Here is a 17,679-nt window from a genome sequence, read left to right on the forward strand (position 1 = left end):
ATAATCCACTGCATTTATGTGATTAAATACGCACAAAATACAATAGACTGACTTTGATACAGCAAAATAATGGATTCCACATCCATGAATGGGTAAATGACACCGCATAAAAATCGCTTTGGCATGAGAAAATATAATGCGAATTCGGGCGTAAAATTAGAATAAATCAAACGAGGCGCAAAAAAGGTGCGCGCCTGCATCAGGTTGGTGCAAAGAAAGAAAAGACGCGATTTGGCAGGAAAATATGACGTTCGTCACTGACTCAGGCCAGGTCGGCACCAATGCCGACCCTACGGGAGGATAGAGGGTGCGAATTCATTCGCACCACTGATTAAGGGAGGCTTAGCGCAACCAGACGGGCATGTCGTTCAGCCCCATCGCCTGCTTCAGCATCATCGGTTTGACGCCGGGTAAGGTATCCGCCAGCTTCAGCCCGACATCACGCAGCAGCTTTTTCGCCGGATTGCTGCCGGAGAAAAGTTCGCGGAAGCCCTGCATCCCCGCCAGCATCAGCGCGGCGCTGTGCTTACGGCTGCGCTCATACCGACGCAGATAGAGATGCTGGCCGATATCTTTACCCTCGGCGTGCAGGCGGCGGATTTCACCGATCAACTCGGCAGCATCCATAAAACCAAGGTTAACGCCCTGCCCGGCCAGTGGATGAATGGTATGGGCGGCGTCGCCGACCAGCGCCAGCCGGTGCGCGGCAAAGTTACGCGCATAGCGCGCCATCAGCGGGAAGGTTTTGCGTTCGCTCTCCGCATGGCACAGGCCGAGACGCATATCAAAAGCCACCGACAGCTGCTGATTGAACACCGCTTCCGGCATCGCCTGCAAACGGCTGGCTTCCTGCGGCGACAGCGACCAGACGATGGAACTCAGATGCGGGTCCTGCATCGGCAAAAACGCCAGGATGCCATCGCCGTGGAACACCTGGCGCGCCACCGCATCGTGCGGCAGATCGGTGCGGATATTGGCCACCAGCGCATGGTGATCGTAATCCCAAAAGGTGATTGGGATATCGGCTTTGTCACGCAGCCAGGAGTTGGCGCCGTCAGCGGCGATCAGCAGCCGCGCGCTCATCATGCTGCCGTCCTGCAAGGTAATAAAGGCTTCGTTATCGCCAAACGCCACCTGCTGCAACTGCGCCGGGGCAAACAGCGTGATATCACTGCACTGGCTGGCGCGTTGCCACAGCGCGCTGTGGATCACCGGGTTCTCAATGATATGACCGAGGTGCGCCAGGCCCTGCTGCTCATCATCAAAACTGATGCTGCCAAAGCTATCCTGGTCCCACACTTCCATGCCGTGATAAGCACTGGCACGCAGAGCCAGAATCGTTGACCAGACATCCAGCTTTTGCAGCAGACGTTCGCTGGCTGCATTGATGGCCGACACGCGGATCGATGGCGCGGCAGCCGGATCAAACTGTGGCTCTGCGCTCTTTTCCAGCACTGCTACGCGTAATCCGCTGCCTTGCAGTCCGCAGGCGACGGCCAGTCCGACCATGCCACCGCCAGCGATAGCCACATCAAAAGTTTGCATTGCTGCCCCTTAATTATGCTTAACGTTTCACCCAGCCGAGCGTACGCGCGGCAAGGGGGTTTCGCAGCCATGGCAGATGGTCCATTGCCACCAGCCCAAGATTTCGTCCTGCCACCAGCGGGGCATAACGGTTGGCGAACATCCGCACTAACCCATCGGTGACGCCAATGGTGGCGGCACGATCCGGCTGACGTCGTGCGGCAAAGTGCTGAAGCACCCCATAACTGCCGGGGTCCTGCTGCTGACGCCATGCGCTGGCCAGCGTTTCCGCCAGCGACATCACGTCGCGCAGGCCAAGGTTAAAACCCTGTCCGGCGATGGGATGCAGCGTTTGCGCCGCGTTGCCAACCAGCGCCAGACGATGCGACACCTGACGTTCGGCGGTTTGCAACGCCAGCGGGTAAATTTCGCGCTGGCCGGTATGGGTAAAACGTCCCAGCCGCCAGCCAAATGCCTGTTGCAGCTCGCGCAGGAAGGTGGCGTCATCCCACTGCTTCAGGGTCTCCTGCACCGCCAGCGGATGGCACCATACCAGCGACATGCGGTTCTCCGACATCGGCAGCAGCGCCAGCGGGCCGTGCTCGGTAAAACGTTCGAACGCACGGCCCTGATGCGGCAACTGCGTGGTGACGTTGGCAATCACCGCCACCTGCTGATAATCCTCACGCTGCCAGCTGATGCCGCACGAGGCCGCCAGCGGAGAGCGGGAACCGTCTGCCGCCACCAGCAAGGCGCCGTCCAGCTGCTCGCCGCTGTCCAGCGTCACCTGCACGCTATCAATGCTGCGTGACACCGCCGTGACATGCGCCGGGCAACGCAATTGTACCCCCGGCGCGCTTTTCAGGCGCTGAAACAGGCGCTTGCCCACGTCGAACAGCTCAACCACCTGGCCCAGCGACGGTAACTGATAATCCGCCGCCTGCATCGAAACAAACCCGGTGTGCCCGCGGTCGGAGACGTGAACATGGGTAATCGGCGTGGCGCAATCCTGCAAAGAACGCCACAGATCGATCTCCGCCAGCTGCTGGCAGGTGCCCGCCGCCAGCGCGATGGCGCGTCCATCATAACCCGGATGGGCGCGGCTCGCCGGTTCGCTGCGTTCAATCAGGGTTACTGGCAGCGCACCCTGCGTCAGATGAGAGATGGCCAGCGCCAGTGTGGCGCCGGTCATGCCGCCGCCTGCAATCAGAATGCTCATGCCTGCCGCGCCGCTGCCATTAAGGCTTCAATTGCGTCAGCATCTTTCACCACGCTGTCGGTCAGATTCTCGTTGCCGTCAGCGGTGATGACGATGTCATCTTCGATACGAATGCCGATACCGCGATATTGCGCCGGGACCTTCGCATCCGGCGCGATATACAGACCGGGTTCGATGGTCAGCACCATGCCCGGCTCCAGAATACGGTCGCGGCTTGGGGTGCCGTAGTGGCCCACGTCGTGCACATCCAGACCCAGCCAGTGGCTCAGCCCGTGCATAAAGAACTGACGGTGCGCCTGCCCGGCAATCAACGCATCCACTTCCCCTTCCATCACGCCCAGATCCACCAGACCCGTTACCATGATGCGCACCACTTCGTCATTCACGTCATGGATGCTGATACCGGGACGGAACAGCGACAGCGCTTTGTATAATGACGCCAGCACGATGTCGTAAATGGCGCGTTGCGGGGCGCTGAATTTGCCATTCACCGGGAAGGTGCGGGTGATGTCACCCGCATAGCCGTGGAATTCACAACCTGCGTCAATCAGCACCAAATCGCCATCACGCATTTCACACTCGTTTTCGGTGTAATGCAGAATGCAGCCGTTTTCGCCGGCGCCAACGATGGTGTTGTAGGAGGGGAAACGCGCGCCGTGGCGATTGAATTCGTGGTGGATTTCGCCTTCCAGCTGATACTCAAACATGCCCGGACGGCAGGCCTGCATCGCGCGGGTATGCGCCAGCGCGCTGATTTCACCGGCACGGCGCAGGATGGCGATCTCTTCCGGCCCTTTGAACAGGCGCATGTCATGCACCCACGGACGCCAGTCGGTGACGGTTGCGGGCGCGCTCAGATTCTGGCGGAAGCCACGACGCAGTTTATCCAGCGCGCCAAACACCAGTTTATCGGCTTCGGCATACTCGCCCTGGGCGTGATAGACCACATCCAGCCCGTTCAGCAACTGATGCAGCTGCTCGCCGATGTCATCCCACGGCAACGCGCGATCCACGCCGAGCTTCGCCGGTGCCGCATCCTGGCCGAGCCGACGGCCAAACCAGATTTCAGCGGTGAGGTCGCGCACGCGGTTGAACAGCACGCTGTGGTTGTGCTTGTCATCGCTTTTAATCAGCACCAGCAGCGCCTGCGGCTCGTTAAAACCGGTGAAATACCAGAAGTCGCTGTTCTGGCGGAAGGGATATTCGCTGTCGTTGCTGCGCGTCACTTCCGGCGCGGCAAAGATCAAGGCGGCACTACCGGGCGCCATACGGGCAATCAGCGCCTGACGACGTTGCTGGAAGGTTTCCAGTGTAATCATGTTTGCACTCCCTGTTGAAAAGCGGGCACGGTAGTACCCGGAATGACGCGCTTAGTGTAGCGTAGGCTTCTTCACTTCAGGTGCCGTTGGTGACTGCGATCGATTGAAGGTTTCGTGGCACAGCAACGCGGCGACGCGCACATACTCAATCACCTCTTCGAGAGATTGCTCAAGTTCTTCCTGATCTTCCGATTCGTCGTAGCCGAGCTGGGCGATGGTGCGCAGGTCATCAATCGCTTCACCGGTCTCGCCCGTGACTTTGTCCAGCTTCGGCTGAGTCACGCCCAGTCCAAGCAGGAAATGGTTGACCCAACCCGCCAGCGCGTCGGCGCGATCAAACACCGTAATGTCATCATCGTCCGGTAGCATCAGTTGAAACAGGAAGCCTTCTTCATCCAGCGTGTTCGCCAGGCCTTCATGTAACGCCTGTAACGGCTGAGAAAGACTTTGCGAAAAAGCCATACCTTCATTGGTGAGATCGTGCACCAGCGTCTTCCAGCTGTTATCCTGGTTGCCGCCGCACAGGATGCCGCAAATCAGTCCGTGCATTTCGGCGGGTGTCATTCCCACGCCCTGCTGGGAAAGCGCCGCTGCCAGCGCGTTGTAAGTGGGCGTTGCGTTCTGTAAAGACATAAGCTTTGGTCGTCGTTGGCAGAATAAGTTCGTGTTATGCTACCACCAGGTGCCTCAGGGTTTCCAGAAAAGGGGTTGTAACTTATCACGCAGGTCTATATAGTTGCGCACCTCCCAAGCCATTGACAGCTAAGGGAGATGCGGGCGAAGTAATCAGTCAGGAAGGTGGCATGTCTGCACAACCAGTAGATATTCAAATTTTTGGACGTTCATTGAGAGTGAATTGTCCGCCTGAACAGCAAGATGCGCTGATGGCGGCAGCTGAGGACCTCAATCAACGGTTGCAAGATTTAAAAGTTCGCACTAGAGTCACAAATACAGAGCAACTGGTGTTCATCGCCGCGTTAAACATCTGCCACGAGCTGGCGCAAGAAAAAGGTAAGACGCGCGACTATGCAAGCAATATGGAACAGCGTATCCGTATGTTGCAGCAGACCATTGAACAAGCTTTAGTTGAGCAAGGTCGCATAACCGATCGCCAGGGTCCAAAGTTCGAATAACACTTCATGGTTATCGTGATACAGTAACGGTGAAGTAAATTTTCTCTGAGATGTTTGCATGCGGGCCAGTCCCCTGAGCCGATATTTCAATACCACAGAATGTGGCGCTCCGTAATTTGTGAGCATGCTCGGTTCGTCCGAGAAGCCTGATAGTTACGACGACACATTCACCTTGAACCAAGGGTTCAAGGGTTACAGCCTGCGGCGGCATCTCGGAGATCTCCTCTTAGTTCCACATCTGTTATCCCCCGGTACGCATGATATAGTGGCTGGCAACAGCCGACTTTGCCGGGGATATCATGTCTGAACCCTCACTACGCGACCGACAAGACATTCGTCAACACGTACGTCATTTGCGCCGCAATCTCACGGCAGAACAACAGGAACTGGCAGCCGATCAGCTGGCTGAACACGCGATCAATTTTGCGCCTGTTGCCAACGCCGAACGCATCGCTCTGTTTCTGTCGGTGGATGGCGAACTGAATACCCGCCCGCTGATCGCCAAACTCTGGCAGCAGAAAAAACAGGTTTACCTGCCGGTACTGCACCCGTTTGCCCCCGGTCATCTGTTGTTTCTGCGTTATACGCCTGACACGCCCCTCAGCCCGAATAAATTACGCATTCCTGAACCACCGCTGGATATCACCCAGCTGGCGACGCTCGATCAGTTGGACGTGGTGATGGTGCCGCTGGTGGCGTTTGACCATAGCGGTCAGCGGTTGGGCATGGGAGGTGGTTTTTACGATCGCACGCTGCAAAACTGGCGACAGCATGGTTTTCTGCCGGTGGGCGTGGCGCATGATTGCCAGCGCGTCGAAACACTGCCGGTGGCGGCGTGGGATGTGCCTTTACCTGCGGTGTTAACCCCGTCAAAGTTATGGCAGTGGTAAAGAGGTTTTTGCGCGATAAATCGCGCCGCTACGATATCTGCACGAATCTGTAGCGGCGCGATTCATCGCGCGGTTTTAAATCAGTACAGCAAACGTGCGCGCATGGTGCCCGGAATCGCCTTCATCAGTTGCAGCGCTTTATCTGCCACATCCTGTTCCGCATCGATATCGATAACCACATAACCCATCAGCGGAGACGTTTGCAGATACTGGGCGGCGATGTTGATGCCCTGCTCAGCAAAAATCTGGTTGATGGCGGTCAGCACGCCCGGACGGTTTTCGTGGATGTGCAGCAGACGGCTGGCGCTGGCGGCATGCATCGGCAGAGACACTTCCGGGAAGTTGACCGCAGACAGCGTTGAACCGTTGTCGGAGTACTTCGCCAGCTTGCCAGACACTTCCAGGCCGATGTTCTCCTGCGCTTCCTGAGTAGAACCACCGATATGCGGCGTCAGGATCACGTTATCGAATTCACACAGCGGTGAGTTAAACGGATCGGTGTTGGTCGCCGGTTCAACCGGGAAAACGTCAATCGCCGCGCCCGCCAGATGTTTATTCGACAGCGCATCGCACAGCGCCGGAATATCGATGACCGTACCGCGTGCGGCGTTAATCAGCAGCGCGCCCGGCTTCATCATCGCCAGTTCATCGGCACCGATCATGTTCTGCGTGGACGGGGTTTCCGGCACATGCAGGCTGACCACATCGCTCATATTCAGCAGATCGGAGAGATGGCGCACCTGAGTAGCGTTACCCAGCGGCAGCTTGTTCTCGATATCGTAGAAGAACACATGCATCCCGAGGCTCTCCGCCAGCACGCCCAGCTGCATACCGATGTGGCCGTAACCGATGATGCCGAGCTTTTTGCCGCGCGCTTCATAAGAACCGGCCGCAATTTTGTTCCAGATACCGCGATGCGCTTTGGCGTTCGCTTCCGGGATGCCGCGCAGCATCAGCAGCATTTCGCCAATCACCAGCTCGGCAACCGAACGGGTGTTGGAGAACGGTGCGTTGAACACCGGCACACCGCGCTTCGCCGCTGCGTTCAGATCAACCTGGTTAGTACCGATACAGAAGCAACCTACCGCGACCAGCTTCTCGGCCGCAGCGAAAATCTCTTCGGTCAGTTGGGTACGGGAACGGATACCAATGAAGTGTGCGTCGCGGACGGAGGACTTCAGCGTCTCCGCATCCAGCGCACCTTTGTGGAATTCGATGTTGGTGTAACCTGCCGCGCGCAGATTATCCAGCGCACTCTGATGGACACCTTCCACCAGCAGGAACTTAATCTTGTCTTTTTCCAGCGATACCTTTGCCATTTCCCGACCCTATTCAGAATTCAATGAGGGCTGCCATAAGCCAGCCTTCTGTCAAAATATCAAAAAATTCGTTTGCAGCAATACAATCGATTGCCTCCCCCCCAGCACGCGTCAGCGTAATGGCAGCACATTGCCGTACAAAATCGGGGGATGCGCAGAGAGCGAAGAATGAACCTGCTGCTGATGACGCATTTGTGACATAAGTCACCAAATTTCAGCATACGAAGAAAAGATGTTTTGCGTATGGAAATAACCGGCGCAAAAAATGCGCCGGACAGATCATTTTTTGATGGTTTTCACACCGTCGGCGGTGCCGATCAGCGCAATATCGGCGCCGCGTGCCGCAAACAGGCCCACGGTAACCACGCCCGGCAGCGCATTAATGGCTTTTTCCAGCGCAATCGGGTCGAGGATACGCAGATTATGCACGTCGAGAATAATGTTGCCGTTATCGGTCAGCACGTTCTGACGATACTCCGGCAGGCCGCCCAGCTTCACCAGCTCACGCGCCACATAGGAACGCGCCATAGGAATCACTTCTACCGGCAGCGGGAAGTGGCCCAGCACATCCACTTCCTTGGACGCATCGGCAATGCAGATAAATTTTTCGGCCACGGCAGAGACAATCTTCTCACGCGTCAGTGCGGCACCGCCGCCCTTGATCATCTGCATCTGCGGGTTGATCTCATCAGCGCCATCAACGTAAACCGAGAGCGAATCCACTTCATTGAGATCAAAGACGTGAATACCGAGGGCTTTCAGCTTCTGCGTCGAAGCTTCTGAGCTGGAGACGGCACCCTCGATTTGATTCTTAATCGAGCCTAGGGCGTCAATAAAATGCGCGGCGGTTGAACCGGTGCCAACGCCAACAATGGTGCCCGGCTGCACATATTGCAGTGCTGCCCAACCTACCGCTTTTTTCAGTTCATCCTGGGTCATGGTATGTTTAAAACCTGTGCGACAACGAGGTGCGCGTAGTATAAAGCAAGGCGGCGCAAAAAAGCGCGGCTGTTAAAGGCTTTGTAACTCAGCCCACAAAAACCGCCAGACACCACCTTTTGTTTTTTTGTGGCATAGTAACCTCCACCCTGAACGAGAGAGAACAATAATGAAACGCCCGGATTATCGAACGCTTCAGGCGCTGGATGCTGTGATTCGTGAACGCGGCTTTGAGCGCGCGGCACAAAAACTCTGTATTACGCAATCGGCGGTCTCGCAGCGTATTAAACAGCTGGAAAATTTATTCGGTCAGCCGCTGCTGGTGCGCACCGTCCCGCCACGCCCGACGGAACAGGGGCAGAAGCTGCTGGCGTTGCTGCATCAGGTAGAGCTGCTGGAAGAAGAGTGGCTGGGTGATGAGAATGGCGGCACTACGCCGCTGCTGCTGTCGCTGGCGGTGAACGCCGACAGTCTGGCCACCTGGTTGCTGCCGGCGCTGAAAGATGTGCTGGCTGATTCGCCGGTACGCCTCAATATTCAGGTCGAAGACGAAACCCGTACCCAGGAGCGTTTACGCCGTGGTGAAGTGGTGGGTGCCGTGAGTATCCAGCCGCAGCCGCTGCCGAGCTGCCTGGTGGATCAGTTGGGGGCGCTCGATTATCTGTTCGTCGCCTCTTCTGAATTTGCCGATCGCTACTTCCCCAACGGGGTAACGCGTTCCGCGCTGCTAAAAGCCCCGGCGATTGCCTTTGACCATCTTGATGATATGCACCAGGCGTTTCTGCAACAGAACTTCGACCTGTCGCCGGGCAGCGTGCCCTGCCATATCGTTAACTCGTCGGAAGCCTTTGTGCAGCTGGCCCGTCAGGGTTCCACCTGCTGTATGATCCCGCATTTGCAGATTGAGCGTGAACTGGCGACGGGTGAGTTAGTCGATTTGACGCCTGGCCTGTATCAGCGCCGGATGCTGTACTGGCACCGCTTTGCGCCGGAAAGCCGCCTGATGCGCCGTGTCACCGATGCGCTGATTGCCCACGGGCATCGCGTGTTGCGCCAGGACGATCTGGCCGCATAAACAACAAGGGGCGCCGCAGCGCCCCTTTTCATTACGGTGTATTCGGTTTGATATCGAATACCACATCCACCTGGTCATCAAAGTGAATGCTCTGCTGCTCATAGGTTTGCTGAGCCGAGGTATCCGCTTCCGCCGCCGCTGCTTTATACATACGCGCCATCGGCATCGGTTGGTAATTGGCAACGTGATAACGGATGCTGTACACCGGCCCCAGCTTCGCGTTAAAACCTTCCGCCAGCGCGCTGGCCTGCTGTGTCGCGTTGGCAATCGCCGCTTTACGCGCCTGATCCTTATAGGTTTCCGGATGGGCAACCCCCAGATCCACTGAGCGGATTTCGTTCAGACCGGATTTCAGCGCGCCATCCAGCAGTTCATTCAGCTTCTCCAGCTGACGTAAAGTCACCTGTACCTGACGCACCGCACGATAGCCCTTCAGCACCGATTTACCCTCTTTGGTGTAATCGTACTCCGGCTGAGTGCTCAGGTTGGCCGCATCGATATCTTTCTTTTCGATGCCATTTTTCTGTAGGAAATCAAAGTATTGTGCCACGCGATTGTCGGCCTGCTTTTTCGCATCCGCCGCGTCTTTCGACGAAACATTCACCACAATCGAGAGCGTTGCGATATCCGGACGGGCTTCCACGCTGGCCTGTCCTGATGTGACAACATGGGGTCCGTTCGGCAGCTCATCCGCCAGAACCATACCTGGCAGTGCGCCTGCGCTCATTACGGCGGCGAGCGCCAGTGCTTTCAGTTTCACGAAAGTCCTCCTTGAAGATTCAATTCTGAGGCCGCCACTATGGCGAAGCCCGTCACACATTACCATGCGTGATGTTCTGAGTTTTGATTCCGCTAAAAGTTCGTGCACTCTGCTGTTTTATCGTCTCCGCGATCACAAAATTATCGTTCAAAATTCGCTGAATTTCTGTACAGATGTTTCTATAAAAGAAACACTCTGACCTCCGGGAGAGTTTCACGATGACAGAGCAGCCAATGACCCAATCCGCCACGGGCGTCCGCGCCGGACGAACACGCTTTCTGATGCTTGGTCTGGTGTTTATCAACATCATTATCAATTACATGGACCGCACCAATCTCTCAGTGGCCGCCACCGGTATCGCGGGTGAGCTGCATTTCACGCCGCTGGAGATGGGGCTGATCTTCTCCGCCTTTGGCTGGATCTATGCCGCTTTACAGATCCCCGGCGGATTTCTGATCGATCGTCTCGGCGCACGGCTGGTGTATGGTGTCGGCCTGTTTGCCTGGTCGCTGGTGACCACGCTGCACGCCTTCGCGGGCAGTTTTCTGGCCTTGTTTGGCCTGCGCCTCGGCGTGGGTGCCTTTGAAGCCCCGGTGATGCCCGCCAATAATCGGGTGATTTCCAGCTGGTTCCCGGAGCAGGAGCGCGCCAGCGCCATCGGTATTTACTCTTCCGCGCAGTTCGTCGGTCTCGCCTGTATGACCCCGCTGCTATTCCATGTGCAGGATGCCTTTGGCTGGCGTGGTTTGTTTCTGATTACCGGCGTGGCCGGCATGATTTGGGCGCTGGTGTGGTACTGCCTGTACCGTGAACCAACCGAGCACACAGGCGTTTCGGATGCGGAGCTGGCGTATCTGCGCAGCCATGGCGCATTAACGGAAAGCCGCCACCACCACCCGACGCCGCGCGCTGGCTGGCGCGATCTGGCGCAGATGTTCCGCAGCCGAAAACTGGTCGGCATCTACATCGGCCAGTTCACCATCTCCGCCACCTTCTGGTTCTTCCTTACCTGGTTCCCGACCTATCTGGTGGAGTATCGCCATATGGGCTTTATCAGGAGCGGCTACGTGGCGGCGGTGCCCAACTTTGCTGCCTTCTGCGGCGTATTGCTGGCGGGATTCGCCTCCGACCGGATGATGCGGCGCGGCGTCTCGCCAAGCGTGGCGCGAAAGCTGCCGGTGATCCTCGGCCTGTTTCTGACGCTGTTTATCCTTGGCGCCAATTACACCGATGACGCCAGCCTGATCATCCTGTTTATGTCTGTCGCATTCTTTGGCAACGGACTGGCGACCATTACCTGGGTGTTTGTCACGGCGCTGGCGCCGCGCCATTTGATTGGCCTCGCCGGTGGCGTGTTCAACTTCACCGGCGCGCTGTCATCCATTGTGGTGCCGATTGCCATCGGCGCGTTAATCGATGGCGATAACTTCGCCCCGGCACTGGCGTTTATCGCCGTGCTGGCCGCCATCGGTATCGTCAGTTATCTGTTTATCGTCGGGAAAATTGATCATGTCAGCGCGCGCTGATCAGCCGCTGAGCCAGCGACTGCAACTGCACCAGCCGCTGGCTGAGATGCGCCTCATCCGACTGCCAGATTTTAGCGAAGGCGAGCGCCGCCCGGTTGTTGTTGATCGGAATGGCCATGCTGACCTCACCGTCGTCGCGATGCCAGGTGAGAAAATCATGCTGCCGCTTGCGTGCCAGCAGCGGCGCCAGCTGCGCCCATTGTTCGTCACTGAAGCGCGGCCGCAGCACCTCATCGCTTTCTACCGCCAGCAGCGAAACGCCGATCACCGACTGCCAGGCAGGCAACATATGGAACCCCGCCAGCGCCTGGCTGGCGCTGGTGCGTTCACCCGGTTCCGAGTGCCAGATGTAGATCACCTGGTCCTCCCACAGCACGCCGAGCGCCACCACGATATCGCGCGGCGCGTGCGCCTCGAGCTGCGGCAGCGCCTGCGCAAACAGCGACGAGCCGCGTATCGCCTGCGCCGCCAGCGCATGCACGCCCGGACCAGGCAGATAGCGGCGATGCTCATCCTGCATCGTCAGGCCAATCGAGGCCATGGTCATCAACAGGCGGTTTACGCGCGTGCTGTTCATCCCCATCTGGCGCGCCAGCTCGCGGCAGCCAACGGCTTTGCCACTGGAGACCAGATATTGCAGGCAGCGAATCCCGTCAATCAGGCTTTGATTGGGTTGAGAAGACATAAGTCACCCTGTGGCGGTCCAAAAATCAATCTTAGCGTCAGAAATACAGGAATGAAATGATGCAAATTTTCTCCTCTCAGGATGCCCGCCAGTTTCCCCGACAGCAGTTGCAGGCCGATGTGCTGATTGCCGGCGGCGGCCTGGCCGGGGTGTGTGCCGCCCTGGCGGCTGCGCGCGAAGGTTTGCAGGTGGTGCTGATTCAGGATCGCCCGGTGCTGGGCGGCAATGCCTCCAGCGAAGTCAGGCTGTGGGCCAATGGCGCCACCTCGCACATGGGCAACAATAATCGCTGGGCGCGCGAAGGCGGCATTATGGGCGAGATCATGGAGGAGAATCTGTGGCGTAACAAAGAAGGCAACCCGGTGCTGTTCGATATGCTGCTGCTGGATCGGGTCCAGGCGCAGTCCGGCCTGACCCTGCTGCTGAATACCACGGTGACGGAGATCGAAAAATCGGGCCGCCAGTTGCAGGCGGTGCACGCCTTCAACGCCATCAACCAGACGGCTTACCATGTCAGCGCCGATCAGTTTATCGATGCCAGCGGCGACGGCGTGCTCGGTTATCTGGCGGGGGCCGCGCATCGCGTGGGGGCCGAATCGGTGGAGGAGTTCGGCGAGAAGATGGCCCCCGGCGAACATTTCGGCCACAAACTCGGACACTCAATCTACTTCTACACCAAACGCACCACCCAGCCGGTACGCTTCGTTCCCCCCAGCTTCGCCCTGAAGGATATTCAGGCGATACCGCGCTACAAACGCCTGACTTCGGAGCTGAACGGCTGCGATCTCTGGTGGCTGGAATGGGGTGGACGGCTGGATACCGTGCATGAAAGCGAAACCATCAAATGGGAACTGTGGAAAATCGTCTGGGGGGTGTGGGATTACATCAAAAACTCCGGCGAATTTCCCGATGCGGAGAATCTGACGATTGAGTGGGTCGGCCTGGTCCCCGGTAAGCGCGAGAGCCGCCGCTTTGTCGGCGATACGCTGCTGTGCCAGCAGGATATTGTGGAGCAACGGGATCATTACGATGCGGTGGCCTATGGCGGCTGGTCGATTGATTTGCACCCCGCCGACGGCGTCTATAGCGAGCAGGATGGCTGTCGCCAGTTCCACAGCAAAGGCACCTACACCATCCCGTTTCGCGCGCTTTACAGCCAGTCGCTGGATAATCTGCTGCTTACCGGACGCCTGATCTCCGCCACTCATATGGCTTTCGGCAGCGCCCGCGTGATGTGTACCTGCGGGGTTCTGGGTGAAGTGGCGGGACGCGCGGCGGCGATATGTCAGCAGCAGCACCTCACCCCGGCCGAGCTGGCGTCGCCTGCACGCGTGGGCGAATTGCAGCAACGGTTGCTGCGTCAGGGGGCGTATATCCCGCGCCAGCAGCTGGCACATCCGGCTGAGGTGGCAACCGTCAGCGTCAGCAGCACCCTCCAGCTTAGCGCCCTGCCCGCCGACGGCGGCTGGCAGCCGCTGCAATCACGCTGTGCGCTGCTGTTACCGCTGAAAGCCGGGGAAAGCCTGCCAGCCCTGACCATCACGCTACGTGCGGCCCACCGGCAGACGCTGCGGGTATCGCTGCTAACCAGCGAGCACCCGGCGAATACCTGCGGCGATCGCCATCTGGCCAGCCAGACGCTGACGGTGCACCAGCAGGGAGAATACCGGCTGGATTTTGCCTGGCGCGCCGACTGTGATCGCTACCTGTTTATTGCTTTCGAAGAGAATCCGGCGATTGAGGTGGCGCTGACGCGTCAGCGCCTGCCGGGGGTGATGATGGTATTCAACAGCCTGAATCCGCGCGTGGCGAAGCGTACGCGCCAGATTAATGACGGCGACTACGGCGTCGATGAGTTTGATTTCTGGCTACCGCGCCGCGCACCTCAGCAGATCCTGTTCGCATTTGCCCTGGCGACGCCGCTACAGCTGTGGCATCGCGACTATCTGCTGAACGGGAAGCTGCGCCCGGAGAGTCATACCAACTGCTGGGTACCGGCGCTGGACGACGCCTCGCCAGTCGTCTGCTGGCAATGGACAACGCCGCAGCAGGCCAGTCAGTTAACCCTGTTGTTCGACAACGATTTTGACCATGCGATGGAGACGGTGCAGATGGGCCATGCGCAGGCGGTGACGCCGCATTGCACCACCCATTATCGCCTGTGGCTGGATGACATGTTGCTGGCAGAGGTGCGGGATAACCATCATTCACTCTGCCATCATCACGTACCGCCCGGCGTGGCTTTCCGTCAGATTCGTCTGGCGTTGCTCGCCAGTGCAGGCGCCGTGCCTGCCCTGTACGGTCTGCATTTGCATCACCAGGCGGCAATGCCCTGAAGCGCCAGCTGGCAGGCAATCACCCACATCACGCTGCCCACCAGCAGGTTAATCACGCGCTGCGCCCGCACGGTGCGCAGCCGCGGCGATAGCCACGCCGCCAGCAGCGCCAGACCAAAGAACCAGATAATCGAGGCGCTGACGCTGCCCAACGCGAACCAGCGCCGCGCGGCTTCTGAAGGCAGCTGCCCGCCCAGGCTGCCGAGCACCACGAAGGTATCGATATAGACGTGAGGATTAAGCCAGGTGACCGCCAGCATGGTGGCGATAATGCGCCAGCGTCCCTGTTTCATCACCGCCTCGGACGCCAGTGATATGTCGCCCTTAAACGCCTGACGCAGTGCTCCCCAGCCGTACCACGTCAGAAACGCTACGCCGGTCCAGGTGATCAGCATCAGCAGCACGGGTGACTGGTTGAGCAAGGCGCTGCCGCCAAATACGCCGCCACAAATCAGCACCACATCACTGAGGGTGCAAAGCCCTGCGGTCATCAGATGGTAGTGGCGTTTGATGCCCTGATTCATAACGAAGGCGTTCTGCGGCCCCAGCGGCAGAATAAGCGCTGCACCCATGGCAAGCCCTTGTAAATAAACAGATAACACGAGAGTTTTCCTGAAATATATGACGATATCGGGCAGTATAATCAGGCGATGGTATTAGAGGAAATGGAAAGAATTAATCGAGTATTAGATAAAATGATAATAGCTATCTCGTAGTGACGCGAGCAATCGCGCCACTACGGAAAGATGTGGCTTATTCGCTGCGCTCGGCGACCGCAGGCGCGTTTTTCACCTGATGCAGATGCACATCCATCTGCGGATAAGGGATGCCGATACCCTGCGCGTCCAGCGTGCGTTTGAAGTTCTTCAGCAGATCCCAGTAGACGTTTTGCAGGTCGCCGCTTTTGCTCCAGCAGCGCACCACGAAGTTGAGCGAAGAGGCCGCCAGTTCGTTCAGGCCAATCTGAATGCCCATCTCTTTCAGTACGCGCTCATCCGCTTCCACCACTTCCTGCAACAGCGCGATCACCTGATCCACATCCGCGTCATAGGCCACGCCAACGATAAATTCGTTGCGGCGAATCGGTTCACGGGAATAGTTAATGATGTTACCGGCAATGATCTTACCATTTGGCACCACCACGATTTTGCCATCGGCGCTTTTCATCGTGGTTGAGAAGATCTGCACGTTCTGCACCGTACCCATCACGCCGCCCAGATCAACAAATTCACCGGTACGGAACGGACGGAAGGTCACCAGCAGCACGCCAGCCGCAAGGTTGGAGAGCGAACCCTGCAATGCCAGACCAACGGCCAGACCGGCGGCACCCAGCACCGCGATCACCGAAGCCGTCTGTACACCAACGCGCCCCAGCGCGGCAATGACCGTAAAGGCGATAATGCCGTAGCGCACCAGCGCCGAAAGAAAGTCTGCCACGGTCGCATCGATATGACGCGCCACCAGCACCCGATTTATGGTTTTAGAAATGATGCGTGCAATCAGCATCCCGACAATCAGGATGGCAATCGCCGCCACAATATTTACCGCATAGCTCAGGATCAGTTCCTGATTGCGTACCAGCCATCCGCCAGCGTTGTTGATGCCATCAACGACATTTAAATCATCCATTTGTCAGCCCTGTTGTTGAGTTTCCCGCAGGAAAGAATCAAAACTGCCAGATTGAATCCGACACTCCCGTGTACAAGGTTAAACAATAATGGGGGTGAGCGCCAAAGATGGTCTGAATTAACTGAATTTTCCGAAAGGAATGCATAAAAAAAGGCCCTTTCGGGCCTTTTTTGTACTGTGAGTGAAAATTACAGTACGTCGATGGCGTTCAGCTCTTTGAAAGCCTGTTCCAGGCGAACCACCATGGAAGCCTGCGCAGAACGCAGCCATACACGCGGATCGTAGTATTTCTTGTTCGGGCTATCTACGCCATTCGGGTTGCCCAGCTGGCCTTGCAGATAGTCTTCGTTCTTTTTGTAGTACTGCAGAATACCGTCCCAGGTCGCCCATTGGGTGTCGGTATCGATGTTCATCTTGATCACGCCGTAGCTGATAGATTCTTCGATTTCCGCCGCAGAAGAACCGGAACCACCGTGGAACACGAAGTCCAGCGCGTTGTGCGGCAGACCGTGTTTTTCGCTGACGTATTTCTGCGAATCACGCAGAATGGTCGGGGTCAGTTTTACGTTACCCGGTTTGTACACGCCGTGTACGTTACCGAAGGATGCCGCAATGGTGAAACGCGGGCTGATTTTGCTCAGCTCGGTGTAAGCGTAATCCACGTCTTCCGGCTGGGTGTACAGGGCAGAAGCGTCCATGTGGCTGTTGTCCACGCCATCTTCTTCACCACCGGTGCAACCCAGTTCGATTTCCAGCGTCATGCCCAGTTTCGCCATGCGCGTCAGGTATTTGCTGGAGATTTCGATGTTTTCATGCAGTGACTCTTCAGACAGGTCAATCATGTGCGAAGAGAACAGCGGCTTACCGGTTTTGGCGAAGTGCGCTTCACCCGCGTCCAGCAGACCGTCGATCCACGGCAGCAGTTTTTTCGCGCAGTGGTCGGTGTGCAGGATAACCGGCACGCCATACAATTCAGCCATCAGATGCACATGATGCGCACCGGCGATAGCACCGGCAATTGCCGCGCCCTGCGGTTTGTCGGTTTTGTAACCTTTACCGGCGATGAAGGCAGCACCACCATTGGAGAACTGAACGATGACCGGCGCTTTCACTTTCGCTGCCGCTTCCAGTACTGCGTTGATGGAATCTGTGCCGACGCAGTTTACTGCTGGCAGGGCGAATTTGTTCTCTTTCGCCACTTTGAAGATTTTCTGAACGTCGTCACCAGTGACAACGCCGGGTTTTACGAAATCAAAAATTTTAGACATGGTTGTGTCCTGTTTCGTTTACCGTTCATCCCCGAATCGTGGGGATTGCGATTTGAT

Annotated in this window: 16 protein-coding genes and 1 other RNA gene; 6 read left to right on the forward strand and 11 right to left on the reverse strand. The window is 57.5% G+C overall.

All coding sequences use genetic code 11. From position 1 onward, the window contains the following. Positions 1 to 342: 342 nt before the first annotated feature. Genes ubiI through AC6I8V_RS16265 form a run of 4 tightly spaced genes read right to left on the reverse strand, consistent with a single transcriptional unit; the run spans position 343 to position 4,695 of the window. Positions 343 to 1,545 carry an FAD-dependent 2-octaprenylphenol hydroxylase gene (gene ubiI / locus AC6I8V_RS16250; RefSeq protein ID WP_497843259.1) on the reverse strand — a complete coding sequence of 401 codons (1,203 nt, stop codon included), beginning with the start codon at positions 1,543 to 1,545 and terminating at the stop codon, positions 343 to 345. Positions 1,546 to 1,564: 19 nt separating this feature from the next. Further along, a complete protein-coding gene (ubiH, locus tag AC6I8V_RS16255) occupies positions 1,565 to 2,743 on the reverse strand; it encodes a 2-octaprenyl-6-methoxyphenyl hydroxylase (RefSeq protein ID WP_497843260.1) in 1,179 nt (392 codons plus the stop codon). Continuing rightward, positions 2,740 to 4,062, reverse strand: a complete 1,323-nt coding sequence (gene pepP / locus AC6I8V_RS16260) for a Xaa-Pro aminopeptidase (RefSeq protein ID WP_497843261.1) — start codon at positions 4,060 to 4,062, stop codon at positions 2,740 to 2,742. The genes ubiH and pepP overlap by 4 nt, the downstream gene beginning before the upstream one ends. Positions 4,063 to 4,113: 51 nt before the next feature. Continuing rightward, a complete protein-coding gene (locus AC6I8V_RS16265; protein ID WP_497843262.1) occupies positions 4,114 to 4,695 on the reverse strand; it encodes a YecA/YgfB family protein in 582 nt (193 codons plus the stop codon). Positions 4,696 to 4,865: 170 nt separating this feature from the next. Between AC6I8V_RS16265 and zapA the strand changes: the two genes are divergently transcribed. The 3 genes from zapA to AC6I8V_RS16280 all read left to right on the forward strand — a co-directional run bounded on the left by zapA (position 4,866) and on the right by AC6I8V_RS16280 (position 6,085). Continuing rightward, complete coding sequence (gene zapA / locus AC6I8V_RS16270; protein WP_497843263.1) at positions 4,866 to 5,195, forward strand: cell division protein ZapA; 330 nt, start codon at positions 4,866 to 4,868, stop codon at positions 5,193 to 5,195. Between the two features lie 39 nt (positions 5,196 to 5,234). Beyond that, a non-coding RNA gene (gene ssrS, locus AC6I8V_RS16275) (6S RNA) lies at positions 5,235 to 5,418 on the forward strand. 76 nt (positions 5,419 to 5,494) lie between these two features. After that, complete coding sequence (locus tag AC6I8V_RS16280; protein WP_497843264.1) at positions 5,495 to 6,085, forward strand: 5-formyltetrahydrofolate cyclo-ligase; 591 nt, start codon at positions 5,495 to 5,497, stop codon at positions 6,083 to 6,085. An 80-nt stretch (positions 6,086 to 6,165) separates the two neighbouring features. Here the strand turns inward: AC6I8V_RS16280 and serA are convergent, their stop codons facing one another. Continuing rightward, the gene (gene serA / locus AC6I8V_RS16285; protein WP_497843265.1) at positions 6,166 to 7,404 is read right to left on the reverse strand and encodes a phosphoglycerate dehydrogenase; all 1,239 of its coding nucleotides are present in this window, start codon (positions 7,402 to 7,404) and stop codon (positions 6,166 to 6,168) included. 279 nt (positions 7,405 to 7,683) lie between these two features. Next, positions 7,684 to 8,343, reverse strand: a complete 660-nt coding sequence (rpiA, locus tag AC6I8V_RS16290) for a ribose-5-phosphate isomerase RpiA (RefSeq protein ID WP_497843266.1) — start codon at positions 8,341 to 8,343, stop codon at positions 7,684 to 7,686. 169 nt (positions 8,344 to 8,512) lie between these two features. Here rpiA and AC6I8V_RS16295 point away from each other — a divergent pair, with 169 nt between their 5' ends. Further along, positions 8,513 to 9,418 carry a LysR family transcriptional regulator ArgP gene (locus AC6I8V_RS16295; protein ID WP_497843267.1) on the forward strand — a complete coding sequence of 302 codons (906 nt, stop codon included), beginning with the start codon at positions 8,513 to 8,515 and terminating at the stop codon, positions 9,416 to 9,418. A gap of 31 nt (positions 9,419 to 9,449) precedes the next feature. Here the strand turns inward: AC6I8V_RS16295 and AC6I8V_RS16300 are convergent, their stop codons facing one another. Next, complete coding sequence (locus tag AC6I8V_RS16300) at positions 9,450 to 10,178, reverse strand: oxidative stress defense protein (protein ID WP_497843268.1); 729 nt, start codon at positions 10,176 to 10,178, stop codon at positions 9,450 to 9,452. A 218-nt stretch (positions 10,179 to 10,396) separates the two neighbouring features. Between AC6I8V_RS16300 and AC6I8V_RS16305 the strand changes: the two genes are divergently transcribed. Continuing rightward, the gene (locus AC6I8V_RS16305) at positions 10,397 to 11,704 is read left to right on the forward strand and encodes an MFS transporter (protein ID WP_497843269.1); all 1,308 of its coding nucleotides are present in this window, start codon (positions 10,397 to 10,399) and stop codon (positions 11,702 to 11,704) included. Here AC6I8V_RS16305 and AC6I8V_RS16310 read toward each other — a convergent pair. Then, positions 11,691 to 12,389, reverse strand: coding sequence for an IclR family transcriptional regulator (locus AC6I8V_RS16310; RefSeq protein ID WP_497843270.1), 699 nt, complete (start codon positions 12,387 to 12,389; stop codon positions 11,691 to 11,693). The genes AC6I8V_RS16305 and AC6I8V_RS16310 overlap by 14 nt on opposite strands. A 59-nt stretch (positions 12,390 to 12,448) precedes the next feature. Here AC6I8V_RS16310 and AC6I8V_RS16315 point away from each other — a divergent pair, with 59 nt between their 5' ends. Then, the gene (locus AC6I8V_RS16315; RefSeq protein WP_497845857.1) at positions 12,449 to 14,725 is read left to right on the forward strand and encodes an FAD-dependent oxidoreductase; all 2,277 of its coding nucleotides are present in this window, start codon (positions 12,449 to 12,451) and stop codon (positions 14,723 to 14,725) included. Here the strand turns inward: AC6I8V_RS16315 and argO are convergent. The 3 genes from argO to fbaA all read right to left on the reverse strand — a co-directional run bounded on the left by argO (position 14,704) and on the right by fbaA (position 17,622). Continuing rightward, a complete protein-coding gene (gene argO / locus AC6I8V_RS16320) occupies positions 14,704 to 15,327 on the reverse strand; it encodes an arginine exporter ArgO (RefSeq protein WP_497843271.1) in 624 nt (207 codons plus the stop codon). The genes AC6I8V_RS16315 and argO overlap by 22 nt on opposite strands. A gap of 151 nt (positions 15,328 to 15,478) precedes the next feature. Next, positions 15,479 to 16,354 (reverse strand): small-conductance mechanosensitive channel MscS, encoded by an 876-nt coding sequence (gene mscS, locus AC6I8V_RS16325; protein ID WP_497843272.1) that lies wholly within the window; start codon positions 16,352 to 16,354, stop codon positions 15,479 to 15,481. 188 nt (positions 16,355 to 16,542) lie between these two features. Next, positions 16,543 to 17,622 (reverse strand): class II fructose-bisphosphate aldolase, encoded by a 1,080-nt coding sequence (fbaA, locus tag AC6I8V_RS16330; protein ID WP_497843273.1) that lies wholly within the window; start codon positions 17,620 to 17,622, stop codon positions 16,543 to 16,545. Positions 17,623 to 17,679 lie beyond the last annotated feature (57 nt).

The sequence above is a fragment of the Pantoea sp. X-Soil-TKNS-1207 genome (genome assembly GCF_059730485.1).